At 46.6% G+C, this 25,586-nt stretch carries 27 protein-coding genes; 19 read left to right on the forward strand and 8 right to left on the reverse strand.

All coding sequences use genetic code 11. The features are described from left to right. Positions 1-231: 231 nt before the first annotated feature. Genes QJR74_RS03255 through QJR74_RS03275 form a run of 5 tightly spaced genes read right to left on the reverse strand, consistent with a single transcriptional unit; the run spans position 232 to position 5,397 of the window. Positions 232-1,179 carry a Csu type fimbrial protein gene (locus QJR74_RS03255; RefSeq protein ID WP_304373178.1) on the reverse strand — a complete coding sequence of 316 codons (948 nt, stop codon included), beginning with the start codon at positions 1,177-1,179 and terminating at the stop codon, positions 232-234. Continuing rightward, positions 1,176-3,542 carry a fimbria/pilus outer membrane usher protein gene (locus QJR74_RS03260; RefSeq protein WP_304373179.1) on the reverse strand — a complete coding sequence of 789 codons (2,367 nt, stop codon included), beginning with the start codon at positions 3,540-3,542 and terminating at the stop codon, positions 1,176-1,178. Before QJR74_RS03260 ends, QJR74_RS03255 begins: the two co-directional genes overlap by 4 nt. Then, on the reverse strand, positions 3,539-4,312 hold the full coding sequence (locus QJR74_RS03265) for a fimbrial biogenesis chaperone (protein ID WP_304373180.1): 774 nt from the start codon (positions 4,310-4,312) through the stop codon (positions 3,539-3,541). The genes QJR74_RS03260 and QJR74_RS03265 overlap by 4 nt, the downstream gene beginning before the upstream one ends. A gap of 3 nt (positions 4,313-4,315) precedes the next feature. After that, entirely contained in the window at positions 4,316-4,846 is a 531-nt protein-coding gene (locus QJR74_RS03270) for a Csu type fimbrial protein (protein WP_441007627.1), read from the reverse strand. Then, positions 4,846-5,397, reverse strand: coding sequence for a Csu type fimbrial protein (locus QJR74_RS03275; RefSeq protein ID WP_304373183.1), 552 nt, complete (start codon positions 5,395-5,397; stop codon positions 4,846-4,848). The genes QJR74_RS03270 and QJR74_RS03275 overlap by 1 nt, the downstream gene beginning before the upstream one ends. Before the next feature lie 980 nt (positions 5,398-6,377). On the opposite strand from QJR74_RS03275, the gene manA reads away from it, so the two are divergent. The 11 genes from manA (at position 6,378) to QJR74_RS03330 (ending at position 16,102) form a co-directional block, all read left to right on the forward strand. Further along, positions 6,378-7,628, forward strand: a complete 1,251-nt coding sequence (gene manA, locus QJR74_RS03280; protein ID WP_304373185.1) for a mannose-6-phosphate isomerase, class I — start codon at positions 6,378-6,380, stop codon at positions 7,626-7,628. A 167-nt stretch (positions 7,629-7,795) separates the two neighbouring features. Next, positions 7,796-8,746, forward strand: a complete 951-nt coding sequence (manX, locus tag QJR74_RS03285; protein WP_304373186.1) for a PTS mannose transporter subunit IIAB — start codon at positions 7,796-7,798, stop codon at positions 8,744-8,746. Positions 8,747-8,800: 54 nt separating this feature from the next. Then, a complete protein-coding gene (locus QJR74_RS03290) occupies positions 8,801-9,595 on the forward strand; it encodes a PTS mannose/fructose/sorbose transporter subunit IIC (protein ID WP_241626939.1) in 795 nt (264 codons plus the stop codon). 10 nt (positions 9,596-9,605) lie between these two features. Then, positions 9,606-10,454: a PTS mannose transporter subunit IID gene (locus QJR74_RS03295; RefSeq protein WP_304373187.1), complete on the forward strand. Its 849-nt coding sequence runs from the start codon at positions 9,606-9,608 to the stop codon at positions 10,452-10,454. 46 nt (positions 10,455-10,500) lie between these two features. Further along, the gene (locus QJR74_RS03300; protein WP_304373188.1) at positions 10,501-10,965 is read left to right on the forward strand and encodes a DUF986 family protein; all 465 of its coding nucleotides are present in this window, start codon (positions 10,501-10,503) and stop codon (positions 10,963-10,965) included. A 908-nt stretch (positions 10,966-11,873) separates the two neighbouring features. Continuing rightward, the gene (rffG, locus tag QJR74_RS03305; protein WP_304373189.1) at positions 11,874-12,935 is read left to right on the forward strand and encodes a dTDP-glucose 4,6-dehydratase; all 1,062 of its coding nucleotides are present in this window, start codon (positions 11,874-11,876) and stop codon (positions 12,933-12,935) included. Positions 12,936-12,953: 18 nt separating this feature from the next. Then, positions 12,954-13,823 (forward strand): glucose-1-phosphate thymidylyltransferase RfbA, encoded by an 870-nt coding sequence (gene rfbA, locus QJR74_RS03310; protein ID WP_304373190.1) that lies wholly within the window; start codon positions 12,954-12,956, stop codon positions 13,821-13,823. After that, positions 13,824-14,357 carry a dTDP-4-dehydrorhamnose 3,5-epimerase gene (gene rfbC / locus QJR74_RS03315; protein WP_304373191.1) on the forward strand — a complete coding sequence of 178 codons (534 nt, stop codon included), beginning with the start codon at positions 13,824-13,826 and terminating at the stop codon, positions 14,355-14,357. It begins immediately after the preceding gene. Positions 14,358-14,384: 27 nt separating this feature from the next. Continuing rightward, complete coding sequence (gene rfbD / locus QJR74_RS03320) at positions 14,385-15,239, forward strand: dTDP-4-dehydrorhamnose reductase (protein WP_304373192.1); 855 nt, start codon at positions 14,385-14,387, stop codon at positions 15,237-15,239. Between the two features lie 132 nt (positions 15,240-15,371). Next, positions 15,372-15,731: a tlde1 domain-containing protein gene (locus tag QJR74_RS03325; protein WP_304373193.1), complete on the forward strand. Its 360-nt coding sequence runs from the start codon at positions 15,372-15,374 to the stop codon at positions 15,729-15,731. After that, the gene (locus tag QJR74_RS03330) at positions 15,728-16,102 is read left to right on the forward strand and encodes a hypothetical protein (RefSeq protein ID WP_304373194.1); all 375 of its coding nucleotides are present in this window, start codon (positions 15,728-15,730) and stop codon (positions 16,100-16,102) included. Before QJR74_RS03325 ends, QJR74_RS03330 begins: the two co-directional genes overlap by 4 nt. Positions 16,103-16,248: 146 nt before the next feature. Here the strand turns inward: QJR74_RS03330 and QJR74_RS03335 are convergent, their stop codons facing one another. Beyond that, positions 16,249-17,172 (reverse strand): LysR family transcriptional regulator, encoded by a 924-nt coding sequence (locus QJR74_RS03335; protein ID WP_304373195.1) that lies wholly within the window; start codon positions 17,170-17,172, stop codon positions 16,249-16,251. Between the two features lie 120 nt (positions 17,173-17,292). Between QJR74_RS03335 and hpxD the strand changes: the two genes are divergently transcribed. Next, on the forward strand, positions 17,293-18,324 hold the full coding sequence (gene hpxD / locus QJR74_RS03340; RefSeq protein WP_304373196.1) for a molybdenum cofactor-independent xanthine hydroxylase subunit HpxD: 1,032 nt from the start codon (positions 17,293-17,295) through the stop codon (positions 18,322-18,324). Positions 18,325-18,334: 10 nt separating this feature from the next. After that, on the forward strand, positions 18,335-19,303 hold the full coding sequence (locus tag QJR74_RS03345; RefSeq protein WP_304373197.1) for a PDR/VanB family oxidoreductase: 969 nt from the start codon (positions 18,335-18,337) through the stop codon (positions 19,301-19,303). Between the two features lie 40 nt (positions 19,304-19,343). Here QJR74_RS03345 and QJR74_RS03350 read toward each other — a convergent pair whose 3' ends face one another. Then, positions 19,344-19,664, reverse strand: a complete 321-nt coding sequence (locus QJR74_RS03350) for a hypothetical protein (protein WP_304373198.1) — start codon at positions 19,662-19,664, stop codon at positions 19,344-19,346. Between the two features lie 370 nt (positions 19,665-20,034). On the opposite strand from QJR74_RS03350, the gene QJR74_RS03355 reads away from it, so the two are divergent. After that, positions 20,035-21,201: a nucleotide sugar dehydrogenase gene (locus tag QJR74_RS03355; RefSeq protein ID WP_304373199.1), complete on the forward strand. Its 1,167-nt coding sequence runs from the start codon at positions 20,035-20,037 to the stop codon at positions 21,199-21,201. A 292-nt stretch (positions 21,202-21,493) separates the two neighbouring features. Here the strand turns inward: QJR74_RS03355 and QJR74_RS03360 are convergent, their stop codons facing one another. Continuing rightward, positions 21,494-21,631, reverse strand: a complete 138-nt coding sequence (locus QJR74_RS03360; RefSeq protein WP_304373200.1) for a hypothetical protein — start codon at positions 21,629-21,631, stop codon at positions 21,494-21,496. A 138-nt stretch (positions 21,632-21,769) separates the two neighbouring features. On the opposite strand from QJR74_RS03360, the gene QJR74_RS03365 reads away from it, so the two are divergent. The 5 genes from QJR74_RS03365 (at position 21,770) to QJR74_RS03385 (ending at position 25,580) form a co-directional block, all read left to right on the forward strand. Next, complete coding sequence (locus QJR74_RS03365; RefSeq protein ID WP_304373201.1) at positions 21,770-22,078, forward strand: hypothetical protein; 309 nt, start codon at positions 21,770-21,772, stop codon at positions 22,076-22,078. 214 nt (positions 22,079-22,292) lie between these two features. Continuing rightward, positions 22,293-22,805: a hypothetical protein gene (locus QJR74_RS03370; protein WP_304373202.1), complete on the forward strand. Its 513-nt coding sequence runs from the start codon at positions 22,293-22,295 to the stop codon at positions 22,803-22,805. Positions 22,806-22,846: 41 nt separating this feature from the next. Then, entirely contained in the window at positions 22,847-23,038 is a 192-nt protein-coding gene (locus QJR74_RS03375) for a hypothetical protein (protein WP_304373203.1), read from the forward strand. Positions 23,039-23,108: 70 nt separating this feature from the next. Continuing rightward, the gene (locus tag QJR74_RS03380; RefSeq protein WP_304373204.1) at positions 23,109-23,351 is read left to right on the forward strand and encodes a HigA family addiction module antitoxin; all 243 of its coding nucleotides are present in this window, start codon (positions 23,109-23,111) and stop codon (positions 23,349-23,351) included. Between the two features lie 483 nt (positions 23,352-23,834). Further along, positions 23,835-25,580 (forward strand): ShlB/FhaC/HecB family hemolysin secretion/activation protein, encoded by a 1,746-nt coding sequence (locus QJR74_RS03385; RefSeq protein ID WP_304373205.1) that lies wholly within the window; start codon positions 23,835-23,837, stop codon positions 25,578-25,580. Positions 25,581-25,586: the final 6 nt, after the last annotated feature.

Here is a 25,586-nt window from a genome sequence, read left to right on the forward strand (position 1 = left end):
ATGATAGCCGTATAATTTATTGTTTGTGTGCTGCCGGTATCCACCTGGCTAACCCCGGCGAAACGTCCTGCTTATTCGCTAAAATCAGTGAATTCGTGGCAGCCTCGCCATGGCGTCAATCTTTGGCTACAGTCATTTCACGTTTAGACTAAGTCCTCCAAGACCACCTCAGGGTGGTCTCCTTCTTACTCACCTCACATCTTCTCACATTATAAAACTCAACCAGTTTATCTAATAACTCACCGTCACCGTAATGGTATCGCTATAACTGCCTGCAGGCTGGTTACTCTGATCAGGATTAACGACAGCCGTATAATTTATTGTTTGCGTGCTGCCGGTACCGACCTGGCTTAAAGTATTGGTATCTGTCCAGACCGTGCCATCGCTCTGTTGTAATTGATACTGCAAGTAAGAAGTTCCGCTGGTTGTTGTGGCACTCATTTGCCGCCAATTGCCACTGGTTGTATTGCTACTGGCTAAACTCACTTTATAACTAGCATTGTTGGTACAGCGCACTCCTAACGATGCAGACACGTCTGCAAAATCCGCTGGTAATGCCGCGCTACCAAAATCGACATCGGGTGCGGTATCTATCGCACAATCGTTGGTGACAATTAATGTTACTGCGATAGTGGTCGTCGCGGTGCCAGTGGTGTAGGAACATACCCCTAAAATACCAACAAAACAGATTTTATAACTCCAATTCAGTGTCAGGGTATCCGTATAGGTTCCAGCCGGGACATTTACACCGCTACTGGTTTTTAAATATAGGGGAAGGGTGCCATCACTGGAATTAAAAAGTCCGAGTAAGCCAAGTAAAGTGGTAGAGCTCCACGTCTTGCTGCTACCAATACTGTATGTTGTGCTACAGGCGCTGTCACCACACAGAGTATAGGGGATATAACTGCCAGCACTGCTGCTATATAACTGTGGCGTTGTGCCTGAGGCATTAGTCGAGCTGGAGAAGGTTGCCGTGACCGTATTGGTACTGATTAACGACAATAGGCTCCCGCTGCAGGTAAACCCAGTGCCGGATTCGACCAGCTGTGAGCTACTTGCCAGAGTAAAAGAACTAACACTCCCAAAGCTAGTACTGCTAGAGCTGGCGGTGCAGGCAGCAAAGCTTGATGAACAACAAAATAGGCCGAACAACAAGATTAGCGATATGAACGATTTCACGGCGTGTGCTCCTGGCGAGGTACTTGTATGGCGCAGGTGATCTTTTCCGCCTGCAAATTGTTGTCGCGGTCATGATTATGGATAACGGTGGTACAAGAGTGATCGGGTGATAGCACAGTAATTCGGCTAGTGACCGGTAGATCATCGAACCAAGCTTGTCCCCCGTAACCAATCATGGCGGTTTGGCCACTGTTTAGCTCTTGAACCGCTATGCCTTGGGGTAAAGGCTGATTATGTTGATCCACTAGGGTTAATAACAGCGGATGGGTTTTATGCATGGCAAAGGTTACCAGTGCGCCACTTCCCTCTCTTACCGCCACATGTCGTTCAATACTCGGCAAAAACATATTCGGGGGTAGGGTCAGTGGGTCGATGCTCAGTTTAGCCGGGTACCAGGCACTCACATAGGGGACCAATAGATGTCCATGCGAATTGGTTTTACCTAGATAACGGTTCTCGTAATTTACCGGGATATCCTTAAAACCATTGGTACTGACCACAATAAAGGCATCGTTAATTTTACTACTCGCGAACAGGTCATTATCCATCCACACTAACGAGCCACTCATCTCTGCCCATTGGCTATGACTCGTTGAACTGCCATAGACCCCACCACTAAGTAATGCGTAATTATTTTTCCATGCTAAGTCCGCCTGCCGATATCCCCGCGACGTGGTGGAGGCAGCTAAGTTCCATCCAAGCCCGCCTTCTGTGGGAGTAGAGTGGCTATAGGTTAGGGTTTGGGTAGCGTGATTATCGGTCTCTCTACGTTGAGCAAAGGCGAGAGAGCTATCGTTTGCCAGCGGGATCAATAGCTGTAATTGTCCGGCAACCCCACTATCGCCTAAGGTCTTGTTCAATGACAGGTTCAAGCTACTATTTCCCCACAGACTTTTACTCCAAGAAAGGTTTGCTAAACGCGTGCGGGTATTATCGTGAGCGGTGATATCAAAATAACCGATGCCAATACTTCCCAGTCTTTGACCTAATGGAGCAAAACTTAATGTAGCTTGTTCAGCATGGCGGCTTAGCGTTGCCGAGCTATCGTAAACGGATAGATCGCTGTAATCTTGGGTGCGTTGAGTATGGCTTAGATTAAGGTTAAACAAGGATGAGACCCACGAGTAACCCACAGTGAATTGCTGTCCTGACTGTTGAGCTTCTGACTGACTCGCACTCAGTGAGAGCGTGCCCAATCGCCATGGCGCAATATCTAGGCCTACACCGCCTTTTACTAAGCCCTGACGTGCCTCACCTTGCATCGCTATTGTAAGAGAATGGGTTAAACCGTAGCGATAAAAACTACTCACTGCCCCCGCATTATAGTCAGCGTTACGTGATCCATAATTGGAACGGAGTGACCCCGCACTGAAGTCGTAATCGCTCAATCCTGGACTTAATAGCTGATTCGCCACGTAGAAGGGAATAGTACTTTCGACTTGCCGGCCTAGTGCATCAGTCGTCACTACCGTCGCCTCACCAGAGCCATTAATATAAGGAGTGTTGGTCAGGGTCCATGGGCCGGCATTCACGCTATTGTTACTCGTCTTGTACCCATTGATGAATAGATCAACACTGCTCGGTACAGCGGCCGTTCCATTAATAGTTAACAAGGGATAGGTCACCAAGTCAGGGCGAATCGAAAAATTTCGGCTAACCCGTAACCCACCTAAGCGCACAGAATTACTCCAACTTAAAGAGTCACTGACCACATCCCCCAACTGGTAACTCACCATTCTATCAATATCACTATAGCGCCACGTCGTGTCGTAGCGTAAGTAACCTTCAGAGCTGGATTCTCCCCGCCAATTTTTTCGGAATGTCCCAGTATTGGATAAATAACCCCTATTCGAAAAGTAGCGCTGCTCAAGCCATAGGGCGGTGTAGCTATTGCTATGACGGGTATTGATTGAATAAGCGTCGTAATTGACTAATAAACCCTGTGAACTACTTATCGCCTGATTGGCACTCGTGTTGGTCCCAAAGGCTTGCAGCGGCAGCCAATGATCCGGAACTCTTAACACTAATACCTGATGAAGGCTGTCGTAGCGTACGGTAACCTGCGGAAGGGTATTGACATCAATCCACTGCTTATCACTGCCAGTGTGAATAAAGTGGCTTTTCAAAACGCTATTCTGCACATAGTAGTGCTGGTTACGCACCTGTACTGGGGTCACAACACCATCGTTCCGGCCATTGGTATCCAAGGACAACCAAAGCGAATAGTGCGACAGGTTAGTCCTTAACACTGTGGGGGCTGGCAGTGCATCGTAGTCTGCACCCTCAGAACGGGGGGCCGTCAAGAGGGTAGCCACTATGACGAGGCCGCTAACCGTGGAACAATGCTGTTTTATTGCGCTCATTCGCCAACAGTTATAATCGGGCCATTATCATCAAGTTTCGTGTAGAGATGTAAACCGGTGAGGTTCGCGCTCACTGAATTCAGTGGAAAATCCATTGACTGTCCGGCCAGTACATAGCCGAGCAACCCTTTATTCACCACCACTGCAGAGGGATCGAGTTTAGGGGTTGGTGCAAAAAAGACTTGCGTGAGACGCGCATGAACAATACCGCTGTTACGTAGGGTCAAAAAACGTTGTCCTTGGCGAGTCGTTACTTGCCAGGTCAAATTGGGTTGGGTAGCACTAGCCTTATTCCGTGGCTTATCTTGGCGGGGTTTCGTCCAGATACCTTGGGCATAAGTAAATAGCGGGAGGACATAGCGCATTTGCAGGTGCAAACCGGCACTCTCTTTAGCAGCGTTATTGTCGCTAGGGGGGAGTTGATCAAGAATGATCCGGTAGGCTTTTTCACCCGAAGCCGGTGCGGGAGCGGTTCTTATCAAGCGGATAAGTTGTTTTTGCTTAGGCGCAATTGCTACAAAAGGCGGGCTGGCCACTATATCAGTTTGGTCTTCATAGTGATCATGTGCATCGCGTTGCTGCCAACTTAAGATCCGTGCTTGTAAATGAACTTCACTGTTGCCACGATTCTCTAGCCATAGTGCACTACCTTGCTGGTCGGCCTCGATGACTTGTAGGATTGGCCAAACCAATAAAACGTTACCGGCGTGGCTGACCAATGAGCAGCCTAATAAAATAAGGGAAAGCGTAAATTTTTTTATAATATTCATGATTTAATAAACCAAGGTCACTGTGACGGTGTCTGTGTAAGTCCCTGCGGCAGGGACAGTACTGCTTGAAAAAAGACGGCCATAGACGGGATAAGTTTGCGTGGTCTGAGGAAATGCACTGATACTGTATGCCAAGGTACCACTTCCCCAAACCGTACTGTGCGCGGCATCCTGATATAGCTGATATCCTAATAATTCCGATCCGTTGGACAGATAGCGCTCCGTATCGCTGCCTCCGTTCACGCCGTAATCTAACGAGATGGTCACTGCGGTACCTGGTGTACAGGTCACCACGATCGATCCAGCACCACTAGCGCTGGTGGCATCGACGTGATTAGCGAGATCAGCCATGGTACCGAAGCTGAGTGTCCCGAGATCCGTCGTCTCACTGGTCGTACTCGTTCCCAGCGCACAACCACTGGTAATCACCGCCGATACCGTAAAGGTATCGGTAGTGCTACTCGCCTGGGCGGTACCTAACCTGATCGCGACCAGCAAGAGGATAACTCCTGTCAGTCCACGGGCTCGGAACATTACCAACTAAGCGTCGCTGTCACCGTATCGGTGTAGGTCCCAGCGGTCGGTGCCGAAGAGTCCTGATCTGAAGGGATAATTCGGCCGTAAATTGGGATATTCTGCGCAGTACCATCCGCCGTAAGGGCTATGCTACCGTCTACCGCAACTTCGCTGCTGTAAGCGGCATCAGAATAGAGGCGATAAGGGATGACGGTACTACCCGAGATCATTGCACGTAACGAGTTGGTTTCATTCACGCCACCGTCCAGTTTTAGTGTTGGTGATAATCCAGAGGTACAGGTCACTGTTACAGTATCGGTACCATCTGACCCCAATACGCTACCGTTGATAATATTTGATAAATCCGCATAGGTACCAAAATCAATACTCCCCCATTCATTAACCGAACCGCTGGAATCATTATTGCCGACCGTACACCCTTCGCTAATCGTCACTTGAACACCGATTTGGCCACTCAAGGTTCCACTTGTGTCTGCGGCGTATAGAGTGAGAGGAGACAGGGCAAAAGGGAGCGATGTGCATAGCAATAACGCGTATTTCAAATTCATATAACACCTCTTATTATTAATTATTTTTTTAATTGCGAAGTAGGGGGGGATTATGGATAAGAATAATCCTACCTTGACTTAATTAAGTCAACGCGTGCGAGTGATTAATTAATGAAAGGTTTTTGTAATGTTATCGTTAAATTAATATTTGAGTTATAGTGATATAACTCAAACTATTAAAGTCTATTTTAATTAATATTAGTCACTTTTTACGATTCAATTGGGGGTTGATATTTATTTTTTGTTTTAAAACAATGTATTGCTAGTTTTTAAGCCGCTACTGTATTCCTTTCTGATAACGGTGTGGCAATAAATTGAGCAGTAAGAAACGGGATTATAACTCTTTGCTACTGGACCATGAAAAAAATGAATTAAACTCTTAAGTGACAAATATAAATAAGTAGTGATCGTTTTTTTTAAAATAGATGATTGTCGATAAATATTTTCCCTTCAAGTTATTTTGTTGTTTTTTATCCTAGTCAGATAAGCGTTAAAGTTATTTAATTCATGCTTCTTTCTATTTTTAGTCTATTTCGTATTAGCTCTACGTCATTCAAACGATAAATGAATTCTATCAATCAACCTACAGTGACAATGATGCCATTCCCTATAAAGCCTGACTCAAGTGTCACCTGCCAGCAGTGCTTAAGTTTTCCATAAAAGGACTAAGACTTGATTAGCGTAACGAGAAGGAGGGCAAGGGAGCAGCGTAGTGTGATGGGGTCGATCTTTATCAGCACCTAACACCGGCTCGATATATAAATTAGTACTGGTTCACAGTTTCATTCTGGTAACTGGCGTAGCAATAAGGCCTCATCGATCGATGTGGGGCATCTCGCTTCAGGAGGACAGTGTGACAGGATACAATTTCCGTAGTAGCCCAATCTCCCTCTCTTTACGTAATACCGATAAACCTTTCCTTCGACGACGATATAAAGTCGAGTCTGCTGCTACGCCATCATTAGGTAACAGGGGGCAGGATGTATAAATTAAATAATTGCGTACAGCATTATGATTGGGGGTCGTTCACGGCGTTGACTGAGCACTTTGGTTATGCAAACGTCGATCGGCTACCGATGGCTGAAGTGTGGATGGGGGCGCATTCCAGTGCGAGCTCAAGGTTATGGGATCAGGGCGAGTGGAAGAGTTTAGCCGCCGAAATTACCGCTCACCCTATTGCTATGCTTGGACAGGTCACTTATGAGCGTTTTCATCAACTCCCTTTCTTACTCAAACTCTTGGCAGCCGAAAAGCCGTTATCGATTCAGGTTCATCCCACCAAGCTTGCCGCTCAGCAAGGCTTTGCACGTGAAGATAGCCTAGGGATCCCTCTAAATCATCCCAGCAGAAATTATCGAGATACCAATCATAAACCTGAAGTTATCTATGCATTAACCCCCTTCAAGGCGCTAAATGGTTTCAAGTCTTTTGGAAAAATTGCTCAAGCTTTCCAGAAACTTGAATGGGACCATCCCGCTGTTAAGGGGTTTATTGAATGTCCTAATAGTAAGCAATTACGGCAACTGTTTATTGCCTGCCTGCAGCTTGCAGGAGAAGAAAAACAGCGAGTGTTAACGCGTTTGCTGCAAAGTGCCGATCAGCAAGAGGGGGTAACCACGCAAACGATCCAGATGATAGCGAAAGACTGGCCTAGTGACTGCGGACTGTTAATGCCTTTGTTTCTCAATAGTATTGATCTCAGGGCGGGGGAGGCGCTGTATCTGGCTGCAGGCACCCCACATACTTATCTGCAGGGCATGGGAGTAGAAATCATGGCTAACTCCGATAATGTGCTGCGGGCGGGGTTAACAACAAAACATATCGATATCGATGAATTAGTGGCTAACGTGCAATTTCAGGAAAAAAAGGTTGAGCAGCTTATACTCGGTCCTTTAGTTAAGGGTAATCAGTTCCAATACCCAGTGCCCGCTGCAGACTTTAGCCTGTCGATCGTTAACCTGATTTCTTCCGTTAAGCTAACTACTGAGGGTTTACCACAAATCCTACTATGCCTTAAGGGAACACTTCAGCTAATTTCAGCTCAACAACACTTAACGCTATCGTTAGGCGAATCGGTTTTTATTCCGGCTAATCAGGGTTCTTACACCCTTACAGGGCAGGGGCAGGGGCAGATCGCATTGGCGACGGTCGGCTCAATGGTTACCCCGACTGACAAGGTTTCTTTGTCTGAGGAAGGGAAGCGTGATGACCTAGGTGATTTTAAAATGTGATCCATCGCCAATATAAAGATCGATTTGATCGGGTCAGTGAATAGATAGATGCTTTCAGTCACATATTTATATCAGGTTAAGCCCTACACTCCATAAGCTTCTCTAACGAATGGATTTCCCAATCCTTTCCCCATTGCTCCAAAACGGGTAACAAAATAGGGGGTTCCTTGACGATAGCCATTATCATTGCAACGCATGGCCAAGCCGCCGAGCAGTTGCTCAACACAACAGAAATGTTATTGGGTGAACAAACCAATGTGGGTTCAATCGATTTTATCCCTGGCGAAAATACGGAGACCTTAGTTAATAAATACCACAACCTGTTGTCACGCTTATCGACGGCAGAAGGCGTACTCTTTCTTACCGATACTTGGGGAGGTAGCCCTTTTAATGCGGCAACACGCTTAGCCACGACACAACCCGATTATAAAGTCATTGCTGGCGTTAATGTTCCAATGCTGATTGAAACCTTTATGGCGCGGGATGATGATCCTAGTCTTGAACAACTGATCGAAATAGCCCTCGAAGCAGGGAGAGAAGGGGTAAAAGCCTATCAACATCAGTCAGCAGCCAAAGTCGATTCACCGACACCCCATCTCGTCCCAGCGGCCCCCTCAACGTCTCAACAAGGTGTCATGCAATTCGGTTTAGTACGTATTGACGATCGATTAATTCATGGGCAAGTCGCGACGCGATGGACTAAGGAGACCAAGGTCTCACGCATTATCGTGGTGAGCGATGCGGTGGCGGCGGATGAGGTTCGTAAAACATTATTAAAACAGGTGGCTCCTCCAGGTGTTACGGCGCATGTGGTGGATATCGCTAAGATGCTGCGTGTTTATGCGAATCCAAAATATGCCGGGGAACGTGTCATGTTGTTATTTACCAATCCTACAGATGTATTACGTGTCGTCGAAGGTGGGGTAAAGATTGACTCGGTCAATATTGGTGGTATTGCGTACCGAGAGGGTAAAACCATGGTGACGAATGCCGTTTCTGTCGATCAACAGGATATCGATGCGTTCAAACAACTCGCGGCGATGGGTATTGAATTAGAGGTACGTAAAGTCTCTTCCGATACTCGAGTGGGGATGATGGATTTACTTAAAAAACGTTGAAGTTAAGGCGTTACGGCACATTAGCCTTAGGGGTAATTATAGAGGAGAGGGTCAATGGAGATTAGCACGCTTCAGATCGTACTGGTGTTTATCGTTGCTTGTATTGCTGGAATGGAATCTATACTCGACGAATTCCAATTTCATCGTCCGCTGGTGGCCTGTACGCTTATTGGTCTAGTGTTGGGAGATATTAAGTCGGGTATCATCATTGGCGGGACGCTAGAGATGATTGCCTTAGGTTGGATGAATATCGGGGCAGCGGTTGCGCCTGACGCGGCCCTTGCCTCCATTATCTCGACGATTTTGGTGATTGCGGGTCAACAGAGTATTGGCGCGGGTATAGCCTTGGCCATTCCTTTGGCTGCAGCAGGTCAGGTCTTTACCATCATCGTCCGCACCCTGACGGTCGGCTTTCAACATGCGGCTGACCGTGCGGCCAATAAAGGCCAGCTAACCTCGCTCTCTTGGATTCATGTCTCGGCGCTCTTTCTGCAAGCCATGCGGATTGCAATCCCCGCGTTGATTGTCGCCATCTCGGTCGGGACCAGCGAAGTCCAGTTGCTATTAAGTAAAATCCCGGAAGTGGTGACGAATGGGCTGAATATTGCGGGAGGGATGATCGTTGTGGTCGGTTACGCCATGGTCATTAATATGATGCGAGCCGGTTATCTCATGCCGTTCTTCTATCTGGGCTTTGTGACGGCCGCCTTTACTAATTTCAACCTAGTAGCCTTGGGGGTGATAGGTGCGGTGATGGCGATCCTCTATATCCAACTCAGCCCTAAATATAATCGTTCAGCAGCCACTTCCCCTGCCGCGTCGCAGGACATCGATAACGAATTGGATTAGGGGTAAAGATATGGTCGATAACACTCAGCTAACTGAAAAAAAACTGACGAAAAGTGATATTCGTGGCGTCTTTATACGTTCTAATTTATTTCAAGGTTCGTGGAATTTCGAGCGGATGCAAGCCCTGGGATTTTGTTTCTCAATGATCCCAGCAATAAAACGGCTTTATCCTGAAAATAATGATGCTCGGCGCCAAGCGATTAAACGCCACCTTGAGTTCTTTAATACCCATCCTTATGTCGCCGCACCGATTTTAGGGGTTACCCTCGCGATGGAAGAACAGCGAGCCAATGGTGCACCGATTGATGATGGGGCAATTAATGGCATTAAAGTGGGGTTAATGGGGCCCTTAGCCGGAGTGGGAGATCCCATCTACTGGGGAACGGTTCGCCCCGTTTTTGCCGCCTTAGGAGCAGGAATTGCCATGAGTGGTAGCCTTCTTGGTCCGATACTATTTTTTGTCCTCTTCAACGCGGTACGTCTACTGACCCGATATTATGGAATTGCCTATGGGTATCGAAAGGGCATTGATATCGTGAAGGATATGGGCGGCGGTTTTCTGCAGAAACTGACGGAAGGCGCATCGATCCTCGGCTTATTTGTATTAGGCGCGCTGGTTAATAAGTGGACGCATGTCAATATACCCTTAGTGGTGTCAAGAGTGCCTGACGCCGCGGGCGGCGAAACCGTCACCACAGTGCAAAATATTCTCGATCAGTTAATGCCTGGGCTGGTTCCTCTGCTACTCACCTTTGGCTGTATGTGGTTACTGCGTAATAAAGTGAATGCGCTATGGATTATCATGGGGTTCTTTATCATCGGTATTCTTGGCTATTGGTCTGGCTTACTGGGCGTTTAACCTATTGCCTCAGTGGGAAGCTGAGGCAACGTTTGGGGGAGGCATTATGACACTGCAGACAGTTATTCTCGGTATTATCGTGAGCCTCTGTTTAGCCTTAGCGGTCTACAGCGAGTGGCTAAGACCGTTGCGGTTTCCGTTGACGCAATGGACCATCCCTTTACGTCGATTATCACGTAAAGATTGGGCAATAGTCACTGTGCTGCTGCTGGTGGTATTTATTCAACAGTTGTTGCGCGCAGAGGGCTATCTGAACAGCGGATTACTGTTAGGGTTAATTTTGCTGGCACTTTGGTATGGTTGGATACGCCAACCCATCGCGCGGGTTAGCGCAGAGGGAATAGTGATTCATGGACAATTTATTCGCTTGGCCCATATTCAGCGTTATCACCTTACCGCAGAAGGATCGTTGATTCTGACAGTGGCAGGGCAGCAGGTCACTCTCAGCGTCCAACATGCCGACGATTTGCAACGTCTTTATCAGCATATTATTGCGCAGCCTAATCAATAACCTTTACTCAGGGGCAAACTAAGCAAGATTCTTTGCTGCAATCACCTCAATGCTCTCACTCAACTGTTGTATCACTCGCTGTGCGGCGCGAGATAGCTGACGAGAAGGGGCGACACGTTCCTACATCAATGCCGTTCGGAAGTAACATCTGGCTAGTAATACAGCTACCAGCAGTACCACGGCTGAGAGCATGGAAGAGGCTCAGCCGGGTCGTAACGCCATTCTTTGCATAGTTACAAGGAGGTTCCCCAGTACGTAATACGCACTGCAATGAATATCCAATAAATGGGAAGGATGGGTACAGGCCACTGAGTTTTCAGTCATGTGATTAAAGCGATAACTTTCTGGGGATCTTTCTCGTCACTACGGCGGCTTGTTTAAGCCTCTCTTTTTCCATCTCTAAGCGCTTTGTTTTCGCTTTAATTTACTGAATTTCATGTTGCTAGGTAGGTAGCAATCCCCAAAGATACAATACCTAATAGTGGCTGTTTGTACAGCCGTATCCATTCATGAAAATGATCAGGATTACCTTCGTGCGTCTGCGCGACTTCTTTAACATCTGTCAGGAATTTAACCACCGGCTCAATAACTTGACGTTTGAATGCCTAAGCAAAAGTACGTTTAATCTGGCGAGTTTCAATCATGTCTCACCTCATTTCTCCTGTTTTAATAATAATAGGATTTCGATGTGTACTGAACGGCTGATCCCCTACACGCTGACAGTACATAGCGTAGTGATGATTTAAACGTTATCGTTTTCAACGTCGGCAGAGTTATATGATAAAGTTATGGGCCATTAGCTGACCTCAAAAGAACATCAATAATTTATAGCTACTGACTAAATTTTGTGCTTATTTCTGAGAGGTGTTCTAGGTGCTTGATTTATAAATACTAATTCTGGAGTTCAGATGAATATTTTAGTGACCGGTGGTGCTGGCTTTATTGGTTCCGCAGTAGTCCGTAATATTATAGAAAATACTAAAGATGAAGTGATTATTGTCGATAGTCTGACTTATGCCGGGAACCTTGAGTCATTAAACACGGTTGATCAAGACAACCGTTATCATTTCGAAAAAGTCGATATCTGCAATCGTGCTGAGTTGGATCGCGTATTTGCACAATACCAGCCTGATGCGGTAATGCATTTAGCTGCTGAAAGTCATGTTGACCGTTCGATTGATGGCCCTGCCGCCTTTATAGAAACCAATATTGTAGGTACCTACACCTTGTTAGAGGCAGCCCGTAGCTATTGGAACGGTCTTGATACCGACAAAAAGCAGGCCTTCCGTTTCCACCATATCTCTACTGATGAAGTCTATGGTGATCTTCATGGTACGGATGATCTCTTTACCGAAACGACCCCTTATGCGCCGAGCAGTCCTTACTCAGCCTCTAAGGCTTCAAGTGACCACTTAGTACGTGCTTGGCAGCGTACCTATGGTTTACCTACCATTGTGACTAACTGTTCGAATAATTACGGCCCCTATCATTTCCCAGAAAAATTGATTCCCCTCATCATTCTTAATGCACTGTCGGGCAAATCTTTACCTGTCTATGGCGATGGTTCACAGATCCGTGACTGGTTATACGTCGAGGATCACGCCCGTGCACTTTACAAAGTCGTGACAGAGGGGGGGGTGGGCGAAACCTATAATATCGGTGGTCACAACGAACGTAAAAATATTGATGTAGTGAAAACAATTTGCCAGCTGTTGGAAGAGCTAGTACCGAATAAACCCAATGGTATAAACCACTATGCTGACCTGATTACCTATGTTAAAGACCGTCCCGGTCATGATGTTCGCTATGCTATTGATGCAAGCAAAATTGCCAAAGAGTTAGATTGGACACCAGCAGAGACTTTCGAGACGGGCATCCGTAAAACCGTCGAATGGTATCTAAATAATGAAACTTGGTGGCAACGTGTGCTGGATGGTTCATACGCTGGTGAACGTTTAGGCTCACTCTAATTTAGGAATCTAGAAATAATGAAAGGTATTGTCTTAGCAGGTGGTTCAGGAACCCGTTTGTATCCTATCACCCAGGGTGTCTCTAAGCAGTTAATGCCTATTTACGATAAACCTATGGTGTTCTACCCAATCTCCGTACTGATGTTGGCCGGAATCAATGAGATTTTGATTATCACTACACCGGATGATATGCCAGGCTTTAAACGCCTTTTAGGCGATGGTAGTCAATTTGGAGTGAAATTTAGCTACGCTATTCAACCCAGTCCAGATGGCTTGGCTCAAGCATTTATCATTGGCGAAGACTTTATCAATGGTGACAGCTGTGCATTGGTCCTCGGCGATAATATTTACTTTGGTGAGAGCTTTGGTAAGAAGCTTGAAAACGTAATGCAGCGTAACGAAGGGGCTACTGTCTTCGGTTATCAAGTTCTCGATCCTGAGCGTTTCGGCGTAGTGGAATTTGACGACAATAATCGAGCTATCTCTTTAGAAGAGAAACCTGAAAAACCTAAATCTAATTGGGCAGTGACTGGACTTTACTTCTACGATAAAGATGTGGTCGAAATGGCGAAGCAGGTTAAGCCTTCACGCCGTGGTGAACTTGAAATTACTACGCTTAACGAGATGTATTTAGAAAAAAATAGTCTTCATGTTGAGAAACTGGGTCGAGGTTTTGCTTGGTTAGATACAGGTACTCACGATAGTTTGTTAGAAGCCTCTCAGTTCATCCATACCATTGAAAAACGCCAAGGCTATAAAGTGGCCTGCTTAGAAGAGATTGCCTATAAAAAAGGTTGGCTAACTAAAGAACAAGTCGCTTCCCAAGCTAAATTACTCGTAAAAACCGGCTATGGCCAATATTTACAACGTTTAGTGGATACCGAATAAATGCAAGTTATCGATACTAATATTGCCGATGTGAAAATTATTCAGCCTAAAGTCTTTGGCGATGAACGGGGTTTCTTTCTAGAGACCTTTGAACAAAGTCGTTATAAAAAAGCACTAAATATCGATTTAGATTTTGTACAGGACAACCATTCACGTTCTTCCAAAGGTGTGCTACGTGGCTTACACTTTCAAACTAAAAATCCGCAAGGAAAATTAGTGCGTTGCGTACGGGGTGAAGTGTTTGACGTTGCCGTTGATATTCGTAGAAATTCTCCTACCTTTGGACAATGGGCGGGTGTTATTCTTTCTGAGGAGAATAAGACGCAATTTTGGATCCCACCCGGGTTAGCTCATGGGTTTGTGGTACTATCCGATATAGCTGACTTCGAATATAAATGTACTGATTATTACACGCCTGGATTTGAAGGCTGCTTAGCTTGGAACGATCCGGAGGTCGGTATTGAGTGGCCAATTGATTTCGAACCAGTATTATCGGTAAAAGATAAAAACGGATTATTTCTTAGATCACTGTAAAATAGATAAGTTCCGCAAGGCCTAACCATGAAAATCCTCCTCACTGGCGCTAACGGCCAGCTTGGTCGTTGTTTACAAGCTCTATTCCCTAAAACGGCTGAAGTACTAGCTCTAGGCTCGGCTGAACTGGACATCACTCATTACATTGCGGTCATGGCGCAAGTTGATCAGTTCCAACCGACAATCATTATCAATGCAGCGGCTTACACGGCTGTTGATAAAGCAGAATCGGAGCCTGAGCAAGCTGCAGCAGTAAATACCTATGCACCCGCCTATTTAGCCAGTGCGGCTAAGAAAGTGGGGGCTAAGTTTGTACATGTCTCGACTGACTACGTTTTCGAAGGTAACGGTACTCAACCGTACACCGAATCCGACGCAGTTTACCCTCTGAGCGTTTATGGTAAAACCAAACTGGCTGGCGAATTACTCGTACAAAGTATTTTACCAGAAGCCATTATCATTCGTACTGCATGGGTCTTCAGCGAATACGGCAATAATTTTGTGAAAACCATGCTGCGTTTAGCGAAAGACCGTCCGGAGCTTGGCATTGTCAGTGATCAACTCGGTTGTCCTACTTATGCTGGGGATATCGCACAGGCGGTTCTTAATACTTTAGAAAAATCAGCCCCAGGTGGCATCTACCATTTCTGTGGTGATGAGCAAGTGACTTGGGCAGAATTTGCATCGGCTATCTTCGAGCAAGCTGAGCAACAGGGCAAACTAGCCGCTCAGCCGAAGGTGAACGCTATTACTACCGCCGATTTCTCAACGCCGGCGAAACGTCCTGCTTATTCGGTAATGTCTACCGCTAAAATCAGTGAATTCGTGGCAGCCTCGCCATGGCGTCAATCTTTGGCAACAGTCATTTCGCGTTTAGACTAAGTCCTCCAAGACCACCGTAGGGTGGTCTCTTTTCAGACTCTCTCCAAAACCTTCCCTTCTACGGTATTCCGCCGATATTCGTTCGATCTTTTATCTTCTAAGCTAGTGACCTCACGTATTTGGAGGTCAACTATGCCATGGATCTTTCAGCAATCAACTGGGCGTTTATCACACAACCAACAATCTATTGAGCAAGGTTACAGCGGATTCCCACCTCATGTTAATCGCCCAGACTCTCAACATAGGGTTAATCTAGGTCCTATCCCTATCGGGGAGTATCGATTAGGGATAGTAACCTCTTCGCGTGGTCCTCTTACAATTGTATTACATCCCTCACCACATAATATTATGTTCGGCAGGCACAGCTTTCGTATTCATGGCGATAGCTTGACAAAGCCTGGTTACGCCTCGCAGGGTTGTATTAACTTGAAGGCTCGAACTCGCCAACTTATGGCTAATTCCGCGGATAGGTTAGTGAGAGTGATAAGATGAAAATATTCTTTTTTGGGGTGTTATGCCTCTTCTTAGCCTCAACAGTTTATGCGGCATCGAATATCGAATACTGTGCATCGCCACAAGCTTGGGCCGCACAACTCACGGTGGCTAAGTTACGAAATAACGGCTTTGAACCTCAGCCCTTGCCTAAAGTCGAATTAGTGGCACAACAAAAGTTAACCAGTACGCGCTTACTTCCAGCAGCCTCAAAAGATTTTGGTGACCTCTATAGTCAAACGCTATTGATTACCGTGGCGTCCTCAAGGCCGGAACAACCAATCAAACGCTTTATTGTTAACGCCATAATCTCTGAGCAAGAATGTTCAATCGCCGACCCCCTTATCATTGACTACGCGCTATTGGGTTAAGTCATATGCTGACATCATATAGGATAAACACAATGCTGAATGTTAGATATCGGCGGGACATTTTCAAAGAGAAAGTAATTATTTAGCATCGCTATGTTAACTGATATAAGGGGCTAACTTTCCTGACGCTAAGCTGTTCCGACCGGCTAGTCGAACCTAGGATTTTTTGCCGCAATCACCTCTATGCTCTCACTCAATTGTTGTATCACTCGCTGTGCAGCACGAGATAGTTGACGAGAAGGGGCAACACACAAGGCTAAGGTAAGGGGGGAGGTCGGATTATTATGTAGCGGCACAAAGACTAAATTTTTCTGCTCCACATCCCACTGCACATCAAGGCGGCTGAGCATTGCCACACCACTATTTTTGGTCAGAAAGCGGCGTATTAGCGCAATATCGTTACAGACTATCGTATTGTCGATTGATAACGCCGCCCGTTGATAGAGCGCAATCACCCTACCATGGACGACCAAATCCTCGCCCGGTAAAATATGTCGCTGGTCGTGTAGGTCACTGACCCGCAAGCTTCTCTCCTGGGCCAGCGGATGCAGAGGAGAAAGGGCTATTCCCACTTCAACCTCGCAAAAACTCCTGACCTCTAAACCGGGGACTTCGCCAGGATCGAGTAACAGCCCGACATCCAGATTAGCGTTTCGAAGCTGCTCGCCAATGGCTTGGCTACTATCAATCACTATTTCTAAGGTCAGAGCGGGATACTGCTCGACGAGTCGTGCTAAACAATCGGCAATTTCACCTTGGTTCAGGGCTTGTACTAAGCCTATTTTCACCTTACCTCGCTGTAAGCCTTGGATCTCATCGAATCGTTGCTTAGTCACCTCAAATTCTCGCTGCCAGCGTAATAGGTCGGCATATAGCAGTTCGCCCGCTGTGGTCATCCTTAGCCCTTCAGCCAGACGTTCGAATAGCGGGGTGCCTAACGACTCCTCTGCCTGCAGAATCTGTCGATTAATCGCCGATGCAGAGATATGTAGCTGCTCTGCCGCTTTACGCAGGCTGCCGTGACGGACAACGGCTAAAAAGTACAGGGCGAAGCGTGAAAATGGACTCATAGTAACTGTTCTCTTTTTTGCAACACTCTACTGAATTCTTACTGATGGATTGGAACAGCTAAAAGGTTTATCACTAATTACATAACAAAAACAGCTTTCCGTACGATTAAGGAATTTATTATGAGCAAGGTCACCCCTCCCGCACACTGTACATTCGAACCTGATGATTGGTTAAAACTGGCTGCACAATGGCATCCGGTTGCTCGGGCGATGGATATTGGCGGCGCACCGGTGAAAGCGGTGCTGCTGGATGAACAGTTGGTACTATATCGAATTGCGGGGGAGGTCGTTGCCGCGCGCGATGTCTGTCCGCATCGGGGTGTCCCCTTAACCTTAGGCTTTCACGATGAAGCCGGTATCGTCTGTCCCTACCACGGCCTCCGTTTTGGCGAAGGCGGTAAATGTAATCGTATTCCGTCAAGTCCCGGACAACCTATCCCCGCCAAACTCAATCTCTCGACCTTTGCCGTTGAAGAGCGCTATGGCCTAATTTGGGTCTGTCTGGCGCCGGATAATGAACAACCAGCTAAATTACCGGTTATGCCACACTGGGAGACGGCAGGTTTTCAGCAGATTAACTGCCCAGGTTTTGAGGTCAATGGTTTTGCCGGACGCCAAGTCGAAGGTTTTCTCGACGTCGCCCATTTCGCCTGGATCCATACTGAAACCTTTGCTGATGCTAATAACCAGCAGGTCCCTGACTATCAAGCCGTTGAGCGAGAGTATGGCTTTGAAGCTGACTACTGGAGTACGGTCGGTAACTACCCAGCTAGTAGCGAATTTCGTGCGCCTGAGGGCTTTAAGTGGTTACGTCACTTTGAAATGCATCTTCCCTTTACCGCTACCTTGACCATTCACTTTCCCGGTGAGGCTCGCTTAGTGATCATGAATGCCGCTTCGCCGGTATCGGCTCGTAAAACGCGGATGTTTGCGCCGATTGCGCGTAATTTTGATCTCGATATTCCGGTGGAGGAGGTTTATGCCTTTAACCAGCGTGTCTTTGAAGAAGATCGCTTGATGGTAGAAACCCAGATGCCGGAACGTCTTCCGCTCGATCTCAGTCTTGAAGCGCATATTCCCGCCGATCGGAGTTCAATCGCTTACCGCCGTGGGTTGAAAAAGATGGGCTTTGGCGATTTCTTCTTAGTGTGAGGGGTATTCCATGGAACAATTATCGGTCATTGTAGAGAGTCTGTGCTTACAGGGAACGGGGAATTTAGCCGTTAGTTTTGTGCCAGACTCACCGAATACCTTATTACCTGAGTGGCAGGCGGGGGCACATATTGATGTGCACCTAGCCCCTGGACTGATACGCCAATATTCACTGACCGGATCGTCAAACGACCGCAGACGTTACGAGATCTGTGTGGCGCATGACGCGGCCTCGCGGGGAGGATCGCGTTATGTGCATCAACAATTGCGCCCAGGCGATCGAGTGACCCTCTCAACGCCACGTAACCTCTTCGCCCTACAGCCCGCTAAACGTGTGTTATTAATTGCTGCGGGGATTGGTATTACGCCTCTCTATGCCATGGCATTAACGTTAGAACAGCAAGGGGTAGCCTTCACTTTGCACTATTACTGTCGCCATGCACCACAAGCGGCTTACCAGTCTGTATTAGCCGCACCTTGGCAACATGGCGAATGCCATTTGTGGTTGAGTGAAGAAGGTAACAGCCCTCGCCAGCATCTGGCGCCAGAATTGATGGAACCCGAGTCAGACACCTTAATTTATCTCTGTGGCCCCGAAGCCTTTATGCAGCATCAACGTGAGGCTGCACTGGCAAGGGGCTGGAGTGCGGAGGTAATTTATACCGAAGCCTTTAAACCGGCAGTGGCTACTCGCGAGAGCGGAGATGACGACACCTTTATTATTACCTTAGCCTCCACTGGCCAACAGTGGCCAGTGAGCGCAGATCAAACCATCGCGCAAGTTTTGCTCGAGCAGGGTGTCTCTGTACCGCTTTCTTGTGAAATGGGGATGTGTGGCGCATGCTTAACCAATGTTATTTCGGGAGAGGTTGATCACCGTGATACGGTGCAAAGTGAGCAAGAGAAGGGTGGCTCACAACAGCAAATTGCCCTGTGTTGTTCGCGCAGTCGTAGTGAAGTATTAGTGTTAGACTTGTGAACGCAGGTCCTATCCGAGGATAGGACCCTGACCCTAATAACTAGGGTGAAATATCATTTTTGAGGTCTTCTGCACTTTCTTTAGTTTTATCCCAGCCTTTTTCCGCGCCTTGCTTGGTGCTGTGCCAAGCCTTTTGCGAACCTTCAGAAATTTTACTGCCGGTGGAGTTGGCTTTCCCTTCTGCGGCATGCTTCGCTTTAAGCTTCTGCTGGGCGCCTGTGTTCTGGGCTTCATGCAGTTTTTCTTTAGCGGTATCCGCGCCTTTGTGAGCGGTGGCTAACGTCTCTTCACTAGCTTGTGTTGCGGCGAAGGCACCAAAGGAAAGGGTTAATGCTGAAGCAAGAATCGCTAATCGTTTCATTCTCATTCTCCATAAGGGATATATCACTTTTTATTATAGTGCAGACTCCTCCAAGTGTGGGCTGGAGGCAAGAAAAAGAGAATACTCTGAGTTTGAACCCTCACTTACAGTTCCCAAAGTAGCTCTAAGACTAAAGCTGATCGAGCAACCCTAGACGTGCTTTTTGATACGTTCAGCATAAAAGGCGCTAAACATTTTTTAGTCTCCCCCCTGTAAACTGAAAGAATTGCAATGGATTAACTTATTCTTTTAATCTGAAAATGAACGGGTTAGATAATTAGTTTTCGCAGAATGTAAATAATGCAGGCATACTACAGGCCTAAAAAATTAAAAATTCTAATTATTCGACCCAAATACAGGAAATCAGGTAATGAAGATTGCTATTGCTGGCACTGGTTATGTTGGACTTTCGAACGGCCTTTTACTTGCACAACATAATGAAGTCGTGGCGTTGGATATAGACCAGCAGAAGGTTGAAAAATTAAATAATAAACAATCACCGATTGTTGATAAAGAGATAGAGTTTTACCTCGCTAACAAGCCCCTCAATTTTACCGCAACGACCGACAAAAATTTGGCTTATCAAAATGCTGATTATGTCATTGTGGCGACGCCCACCGACTATGATGTCGAGTCAAACTACTTTAATACACGTAGCGTCGAGTCAGTGATTGACGATGTTTTAGCGATTAACCCGCAGGCCACTATCGTAATTAAATCGACCATTCCGGTCGGATTTACTCGTGCGTTGAAGGATAAATTAGGTGTGGAGAATATTATTTTCTCACCTGAATTCTTACGTGAGGGTAAGGCCCTGTATGATAATTTGCACCCTTCACGCATTGTGGTGGGTAGCCAAAGTGATGCGGCCAAGAAATTCGCACAGTTATTGGCTGATGGGGCTGAAAAGCAAGATATTCCTGTACTCTTTACTGATGACACGGAAGCGGAGGCAATCAAACTCTTCGCTAATACCTATCTTGCGTTACGTATTGCCTACTTTAATGAGCTAGATAGCTATGCTGAGCATCACGGTCTTGATGCACGCCAGATTATTGAAGGGGTGAGTCACGACCCTCGGATTGGTGACCATTATAATAACCCTTCTTTTGGTTACGGTGGTTATTGTCTGCCTAAAGATACCAAACAGCTCAGAGCCAACTACGAGCAGGTTCCGAATAATATTATCAATGCTATTGTCGATGCGAACCGCACCCGTAAAGATTTTATTGCTGAAAGTATTCTAAAAAAACAACCGAAACGTGTCGGGATTTATCGTTTGGTCATGAAAGCAGGATCCGATAATTTCCGTGCCTCCGCTGTCCAAGGCATTATGAAACGCCTTAAAGCTAAGGGTATTGACGTCATGGTCTATGAACCGGTTCTGCATGAAGAGACCTTCTTCAATTCGCCGGTAACCCATGACCTGCAACAATTAAAGCAGCAGTGTGATGTGATTATCGCTAACCGCCTAGTCGAAGAGCTGCAGGATGTTCGGGATAAAGTCTATACCCGTGATCTTTTTGGCAATGATTAACGTTTAGCACGAAAAAAAGGCTGACATCTGTCAGCCTTTTTTATTTTGTACGGTGCACTTGGCATTATTATCAGTATCTTGCGGTATAGAACAGAGATTTATCTAGGTACACCACTCAAACAAGCGCCTAATCATCCTTTAATTCGCCTCTACCGGCTTACCTCCGTGCTTACTCCTTGCTCTCCCACCATTCAGACCGTCGGAGTTGTTTAATCAGACGGTTGTTACCGAGATTCATGTTCTGCAGTTCACTCTTACTAGTGGCGAGGGGTTGTTTCTCCTCATCCAAGACTTAGAGAATAGTACTCAACCGGCTTTGGATAATACGATAGCTCCCATCAACTTCGCGAAATAACTCAAGTGCGAAGCGACGCTGTTGGCGTGAACCAGAAAACGGGTCGACAAAAAACAGGGGCTTTTTCTCGGACATTACTGCTCTCCTTTCTGAACTCTCGACACTGTAACTATAATTTAACTAATGTTTATATTTTGAGAAAATTCCGCCTAGAGTTATCGCCAGTAAAATTCCTATACTCGACCTTATTCTCGGAGGAATAGAGGGGGGGAAATGTACGATTTTAAGCAGGATGATCGGGATACCTTTGGTGAACTCCTGAGTCGTACTTTTCGGCGTAAGGGGAGTCATCGTTGGGATACCTGCGTTTTTAAAAAGCGTGACAACGAAATCTATGTGGTCTATCGGCATTCCAAAGGCCAAGTTGATCCTGATGGTATCAAGCGTAATCACAAACGAACTGAGACAGTATTCCGCGCGCAAAGCCTCTTCGCTCTCCGTCAGCTTGATCTGCCTACTGGGCCAGATACTGATCAGCTGTTCGATTCATTATTTTGGAAAAACCTACCTTTGAGTGAATGAGTCTAGGCAGACTCAGTAAAGGTAAATTGATTACCCGCTCAACACGCGTTTTGACACAGCGCGAATGACCCATGCCTACCTTTGCTACACAATAATGAATGGATATCATCAGGATTCAATATAAAGTATCTTCCTAATACTATTTCTCTGTGCTGAAAATAGGGCACAATCACTCGTGCTTATAATTGAACGCAACCACTCAGGAGAGTGAGAAATGAAATTCGCGATACTATCTGTTGCAGTTGTCTCACTACTGGGCTGTACTCACTATTATCAGCCTATTCATACCGACTCACCCAATATGGTACAGGTTGAAAAGTATGAGCACTGTACCGTCGCTTATCGCTCACAGCAGTCACCGAATGGGACACTACTGCTCTCTCGCGCGACGGTTTATACTGTTGGCAGTCGTTTTCAGGCCGATTTCATGACCAGCAGCAAGACGCGGCTGGTGTTGAGCAGTCCTGACATACCAGCGTCGAAGCAGGGGGCTTTCTCTGCAAATCACCATTGGTTCTACCGACTCACCGCTCTCCCCAAACAGAATAGCAAGACCTTCTCGGTGATGACTGAGTTAGATTCTACGTTACCGACAATTTTTACCCTGACCTGTCTGACTCGGCTTAAACAGTCGGCAACGGTCGATTTTCTTCCTAGTGGAAACTATATTGTTGATAATCAGCTCAAGCCGGTGAGCTTCGATAAAGCTGTGATGATTAATGAGTAAACTAGAATTTGATGTCAACGATTGGAGGAGATTAGCTAAAAATGGCATCATCAGAAGTCAGCCTAGACGGCAAAGGCGTGAATAGAATAAAAATAGAGAACGCAGAAGGAAATAACGTCTCTCAAGGTAATAATCCTATATTTAATCTTGAGACGTTAATGCGTCTTGTGACAAAAGAGAATATTCACCAGTATATCGATTTGGGTCGGCGAGTTGGAAAAGAGAAAATTTAACAACGCGGCCAAGAGTTAAGACTCGATGGATCGCCCAAAGCATGGCAGTTAACCTGCTAAAGGAGCATTGATGAATTACCCGCGTAAGTCACCCCACCCAGGTCGCTATATCGCCGAAGAGATGCCAGAACTGCAATTGGACAAGGTTACTTTAGCTGAACGCCTTGGTATTTCGGTCGATCAGCTAGATAGCTTGATAAACGGCTGTTCTGATGTTACGCCAACGCTGGCGGTTAAGTTGGCGGAGACTATTGGTAGTACACCAGAAATGTGGATGAGGCTACAACAGTCGTATACGGCCAGTCATTCATAATGAAAGTATTGGTATCTGTAAGCTGAAGGCTACGTCTTAATCCCTCCGCGATGACTAGACTCGTTAAAATACGACTAGATTAAGTCTTCGGCCAGTCTTATTTAGCCGATACGTTAAGTAAGAATAGTACTAACTATCGCTTCAAATAGGAAAAAATCACTGAATTAGGATTCGCTACTAATTTTTATCAAATAACAGGCTAGTAGTGTTTCGATTTATAAATACCATGATTATTATTTTCAGTAAGAGTTAAGAAATAAACTAACCCCTTAATTATTATTTATTGTTGGTTGAGTGAGTGGCTGCAATAAATTTTAATTTTAATGTGATAAAGCACAATAAATAATACGAAAGTACTACTGATTTTAAAATAACACTGTATTTGTGTCGTGAGCCCTTGCTAAGGTGAGGGGCGGCGTTAATATCGCCTTCGACAGCAACGTGTAACAGGATGGTTACGCGCTCAATACGAAAGGGAATCTCGTGGTAGATTATTTCACTTTTCCTCGACACTTGTTATTACCGGTGTTGGGTTTACTCTGTTTTTTGGGTCAGAGCCAGGCCTCTTCCGAGCCACTTTGGCGAGAGGCATCGTCTACATCGCGACAGGTATCTACACCTCCCCCCCGCGATGATCTGCAACGCATTCATCAACAAGCGCAGCAGCGGGCGTTGGAGCAACGCTTAGCACCAGAGCAGCCGACCATTCATCTTGACGTGCCGACAACGCCTTCTCCGCAAAGCGGTTTTCCTCAAGAAATACCCTGCTTTCCAATCGGACAGGTTTCGCTTAGCGGTAGTGAAGCGATCCCTCATTGGGTGCCGCTACAGCGACTGGCTACGACAGCAGTAGGGCAGTGTTTAGGCGGAACAGGGATTAATCTTCTTATGCGTCGCCTTCAGAACCTGCTGGTGGATCATGGTTATGTCACCACTCGCGTGCTGGCTTCTCAGCAAGATCTCACCACAGGGCAGCTTTCTCTAACAATAGTTCCGGGTAAGCTCAAACAGTTGATCGCCACCGCAGCATCAACTCGAGCTGTGACGTTAAGTAATGCGTTTCCTACGCGAACGGGAGAGCTACTTGATCTTCGCGGATTAGAGCAAGGTTTGGAAAACCTACAGCGGCTGCCGACCGTCCAAGCGAGTATGGAGATTGTGCCTACCGAACGACCAGGAGAGAGCGATATCGTCGTCAACTGGCAGCAATCCCGTAAGTGGCGACTAGGGGTCTCGCTTGATGATTCCGGTACTCGCAGTACAGGCCGCTATCAGGGCGGGACGACACTTTATCTCGATAATCCGCTTTCGTTCAGTGACAGTCTATATCTTTACGCCGGACGCTCCTTATTACCTGGCGGAGGGAAGGGGACACATAACTATACCGGGCAGTATTCGCTACCTTATGGTTACTGGCTTGCCAGTCTCACGGCGAGCTATAGTGATTACAGTCAGACTATTGCCGGCGCCAATGCAGATTACCGTTACCGCGGCCAAAGTCACCAGCTCGCGCTACAGTTGGGACGGGTTATCCATCGAGGGAGCCAGCACAAAACTCGGCTAACGGGAGAAGTGGCGCTGCGTGAATCCAGGAACTTTATTGATAACACGGCGATCGATGCTCAACATCGAAAAACTACCTCATGGAAAGCCAGCCTACAACATCAGCAGTTTATTGATCGTGCTGTCCTGAATCTTGGTGTGAGTTATCAACAGGGCACGCGCTGGTTTGGTGCCTTAACGGCGAGTGAGGAGACCTTTGGCGACGCCACGGCACTCAGTCGTATCCTTCAGCTTAGCGCCGATATTGCGTTCCCTTTCACCCTCGCGAGCCAGCAGTTTCGCTATCAGCTGCAGTATCAACAGCAATTCACGTCAACAAAGTTAACCCCCTCGGAACAGTTCTCAATCGGCAGCCGTTGGACAGTGAGAGGTTTCGATGGTGAGCGTTCACTCAACGCCGATCAAGGGGCATTGCTACGTAACGAATGGAGTTGGTTTACCCCCTTCAGCGCACAGCAACTCTATCTGGGGATCGATTATGGCTTACTAAATGGTAAAGGTTCGCCTCAGCAATTAGGACGGTATCTGGTAGGCAGCATTGTAGGCGTGCGGGGACAGCTGTTATCCACCGGATATGAGACTTTTATCGGTGTCCCTTTAGCGGCCCCGCAAGGTTTTATGAAAGATAGCTTCACCCTTGGCTTTTCGCTCAATTGGCAATACTAAGGATTC

The sequence above is a fragment of the Tatumella ptyseos genome, assembly GCF_030552895.1.
GTDB classification, from domain to species: domain Bacteria; phylum Pseudomonadota; class Gammaproteobacteria; order Enterobacterales; family Enterobacteriaceae; genus Rosenbergiella; species Rosenbergiella ptyseos_A.

Bases quoted from the DNA above. Each gene is read 5' to 3' on its own strand.
- QJR74_RS03260 (WP_304373179.1), bottom strand. From the start codon at position 3,542: ATGAGCGCAATAAAACAGCATTGTTCCACGGTTAGCGGCCTCGTCATA.
- QJR74_RS03265 (WP_304373180.1), bottom strand. From the start codon at position 4,312: ATGAATATTATAAAAAAATTTACGCTTTCCCTTATTTTATTAGGCTGC.
- QJR74_RS03270 (WP_441007627.1), bottom strand. From the start codon at position 4,846: ATGTTCCGAGCCCGTGGACTGACAGGAGTTATCCTCTTGCTGGTCGCG.
- QJR74_RS03275 (WP_304373183.1), bottom strand. From the start codon at position 5,397: ATGAATTTGAAATACGCGTTATTGCTATGCACATCGCTCCCTTTTGCC.
- manA (WP_304373185.1), top strand. From the start codon at position 6,378: ATGTATAAATTAAATAATTGCGTACAGCATTATGATTGGGGGTCGTTC.
- QJR74_RS03290 (WP_241626939.1), top strand. From the start codon at position 8,801: ATGGAGATTAGCACGCTTCAGATCGTACTGGTGTTTATCGTTGCTTGT.
- QJR74_RS03295 (WP_304373187.1), top strand. From the start codon at position 9,606: ATGGTCGATAACACTCAGCTAACTGAAAAAAAACTGACGAAAAGTGAT.
- QJR74_RS03300 (WP_304373188.1), top strand. From the start codon at position 10,501: ATGACACTGCAGACAGTTATTCTCGGTATTATCGTGAGCCTCTGTTTA.
- rffG (WP_304373189.1), top strand. From the start codon at position 11,874: ATGAATATTTTAGTGACCGGTGGTGCTGGCTTTATTGGTTCCGCAGTA.
- rfbA (WP_304373190.1), top strand. From the start codon at position 12,954: ATGAAAGGTATTGTCTTAGCAGGTGGTTCAGGAACCCGTTTGTATCCT.
- rfbC (WP_304373191.1), top strand. From the start codon at position 13,824: ATGCAAGTTATCGATACTAATATTGCCGATGTGAAAATTATTCAGCCT.
- rfbD (WP_304373192.1), top strand. From the start codon at position 14,385: ATGAAAATCCTCCTCACTGGCGCTAACGGCCAGCTTGGTCGTTGTTTA.
- QJR74_RS03325 (WP_304373193.1), top strand. From the start codon at position 15,372: ATGCCATGGATCTTTCAGCAATCAACTGGGCGTTTATCACACAACCAA.
- QJR74_RS03330 (WP_304373194.1), top strand. From the start codon at position 15,728: ATGAAAATATTCTTTTTTGGGGTGTTATGCCTCTTCTTAGCCTCAACA.
- QJR74_RS03335 (WP_304373195.1), bottom strand. From the start codon at position 17,172: ATGAGTCCATTTTCACGCTTCGCCCTGTACTTTTTAGCCGTTGTCCGT.
- hpxD (WP_304373196.1), top strand. From the start codon at position 17,293: ATGAGCAAGGTCACCCCTCCCGCACACTGTACATTCGAACCTGATGAT.
- QJR74_RS03345 (WP_304373197.1), top strand. From the start codon at position 18,335: ATGGAACAATTATCGGTCATTGTAGAGAGTCTGTGCTTACAGGGAACG.
- QJR74_RS03350 (WP_304373198.1), bottom strand. From the start codon at position 19,664: ATGAAACGATTAGCGATTCTTGCTTCAGCATTAACCCTTTCCTTTGGT.
- QJR74_RS03355 (WP_304373199.1), top strand. From the start codon at position 20,035: ATGAAGATTGCTATTGCTGGCACTGGTTATGTTGGACTTTCGAACGGC.
- QJR74_RS03360 (WP_304373200.1), bottom strand. From the start codon at position 21,631: ATGTCCGAGAAAAAGCCCCTGTTTTTTGTCGACCCGTTTTCTGGTTCA.
- QJR74_RS03365 (WP_304373201.1), top strand. From the start codon at position 21,770: ATGTACGATTTTAAGCAGGATGATCGGGATACCTTTGGTGAACTCCTG.
- QJR74_RS03370 (WP_304373202.1), top strand. From the start codon at position 22,293: ATGAAATTCGCGATACTATCTGTTGCAGTTGTCTCACTACTGGGCTGT.
- QJR74_RS03375 (WP_304373203.1), top strand. From the start codon at position 22,847: ATGGCATCATCAGAAGTCAGCCTAGACGGCAAAGGCGTGAATAGAATA.
- QJR74_RS03380 (WP_304373204.1), top strand. From the start codon at position 23,109: ATGAATTACCCGCGTAAGTCACCCCACCCAGGTCGCTATATCGCCGAA.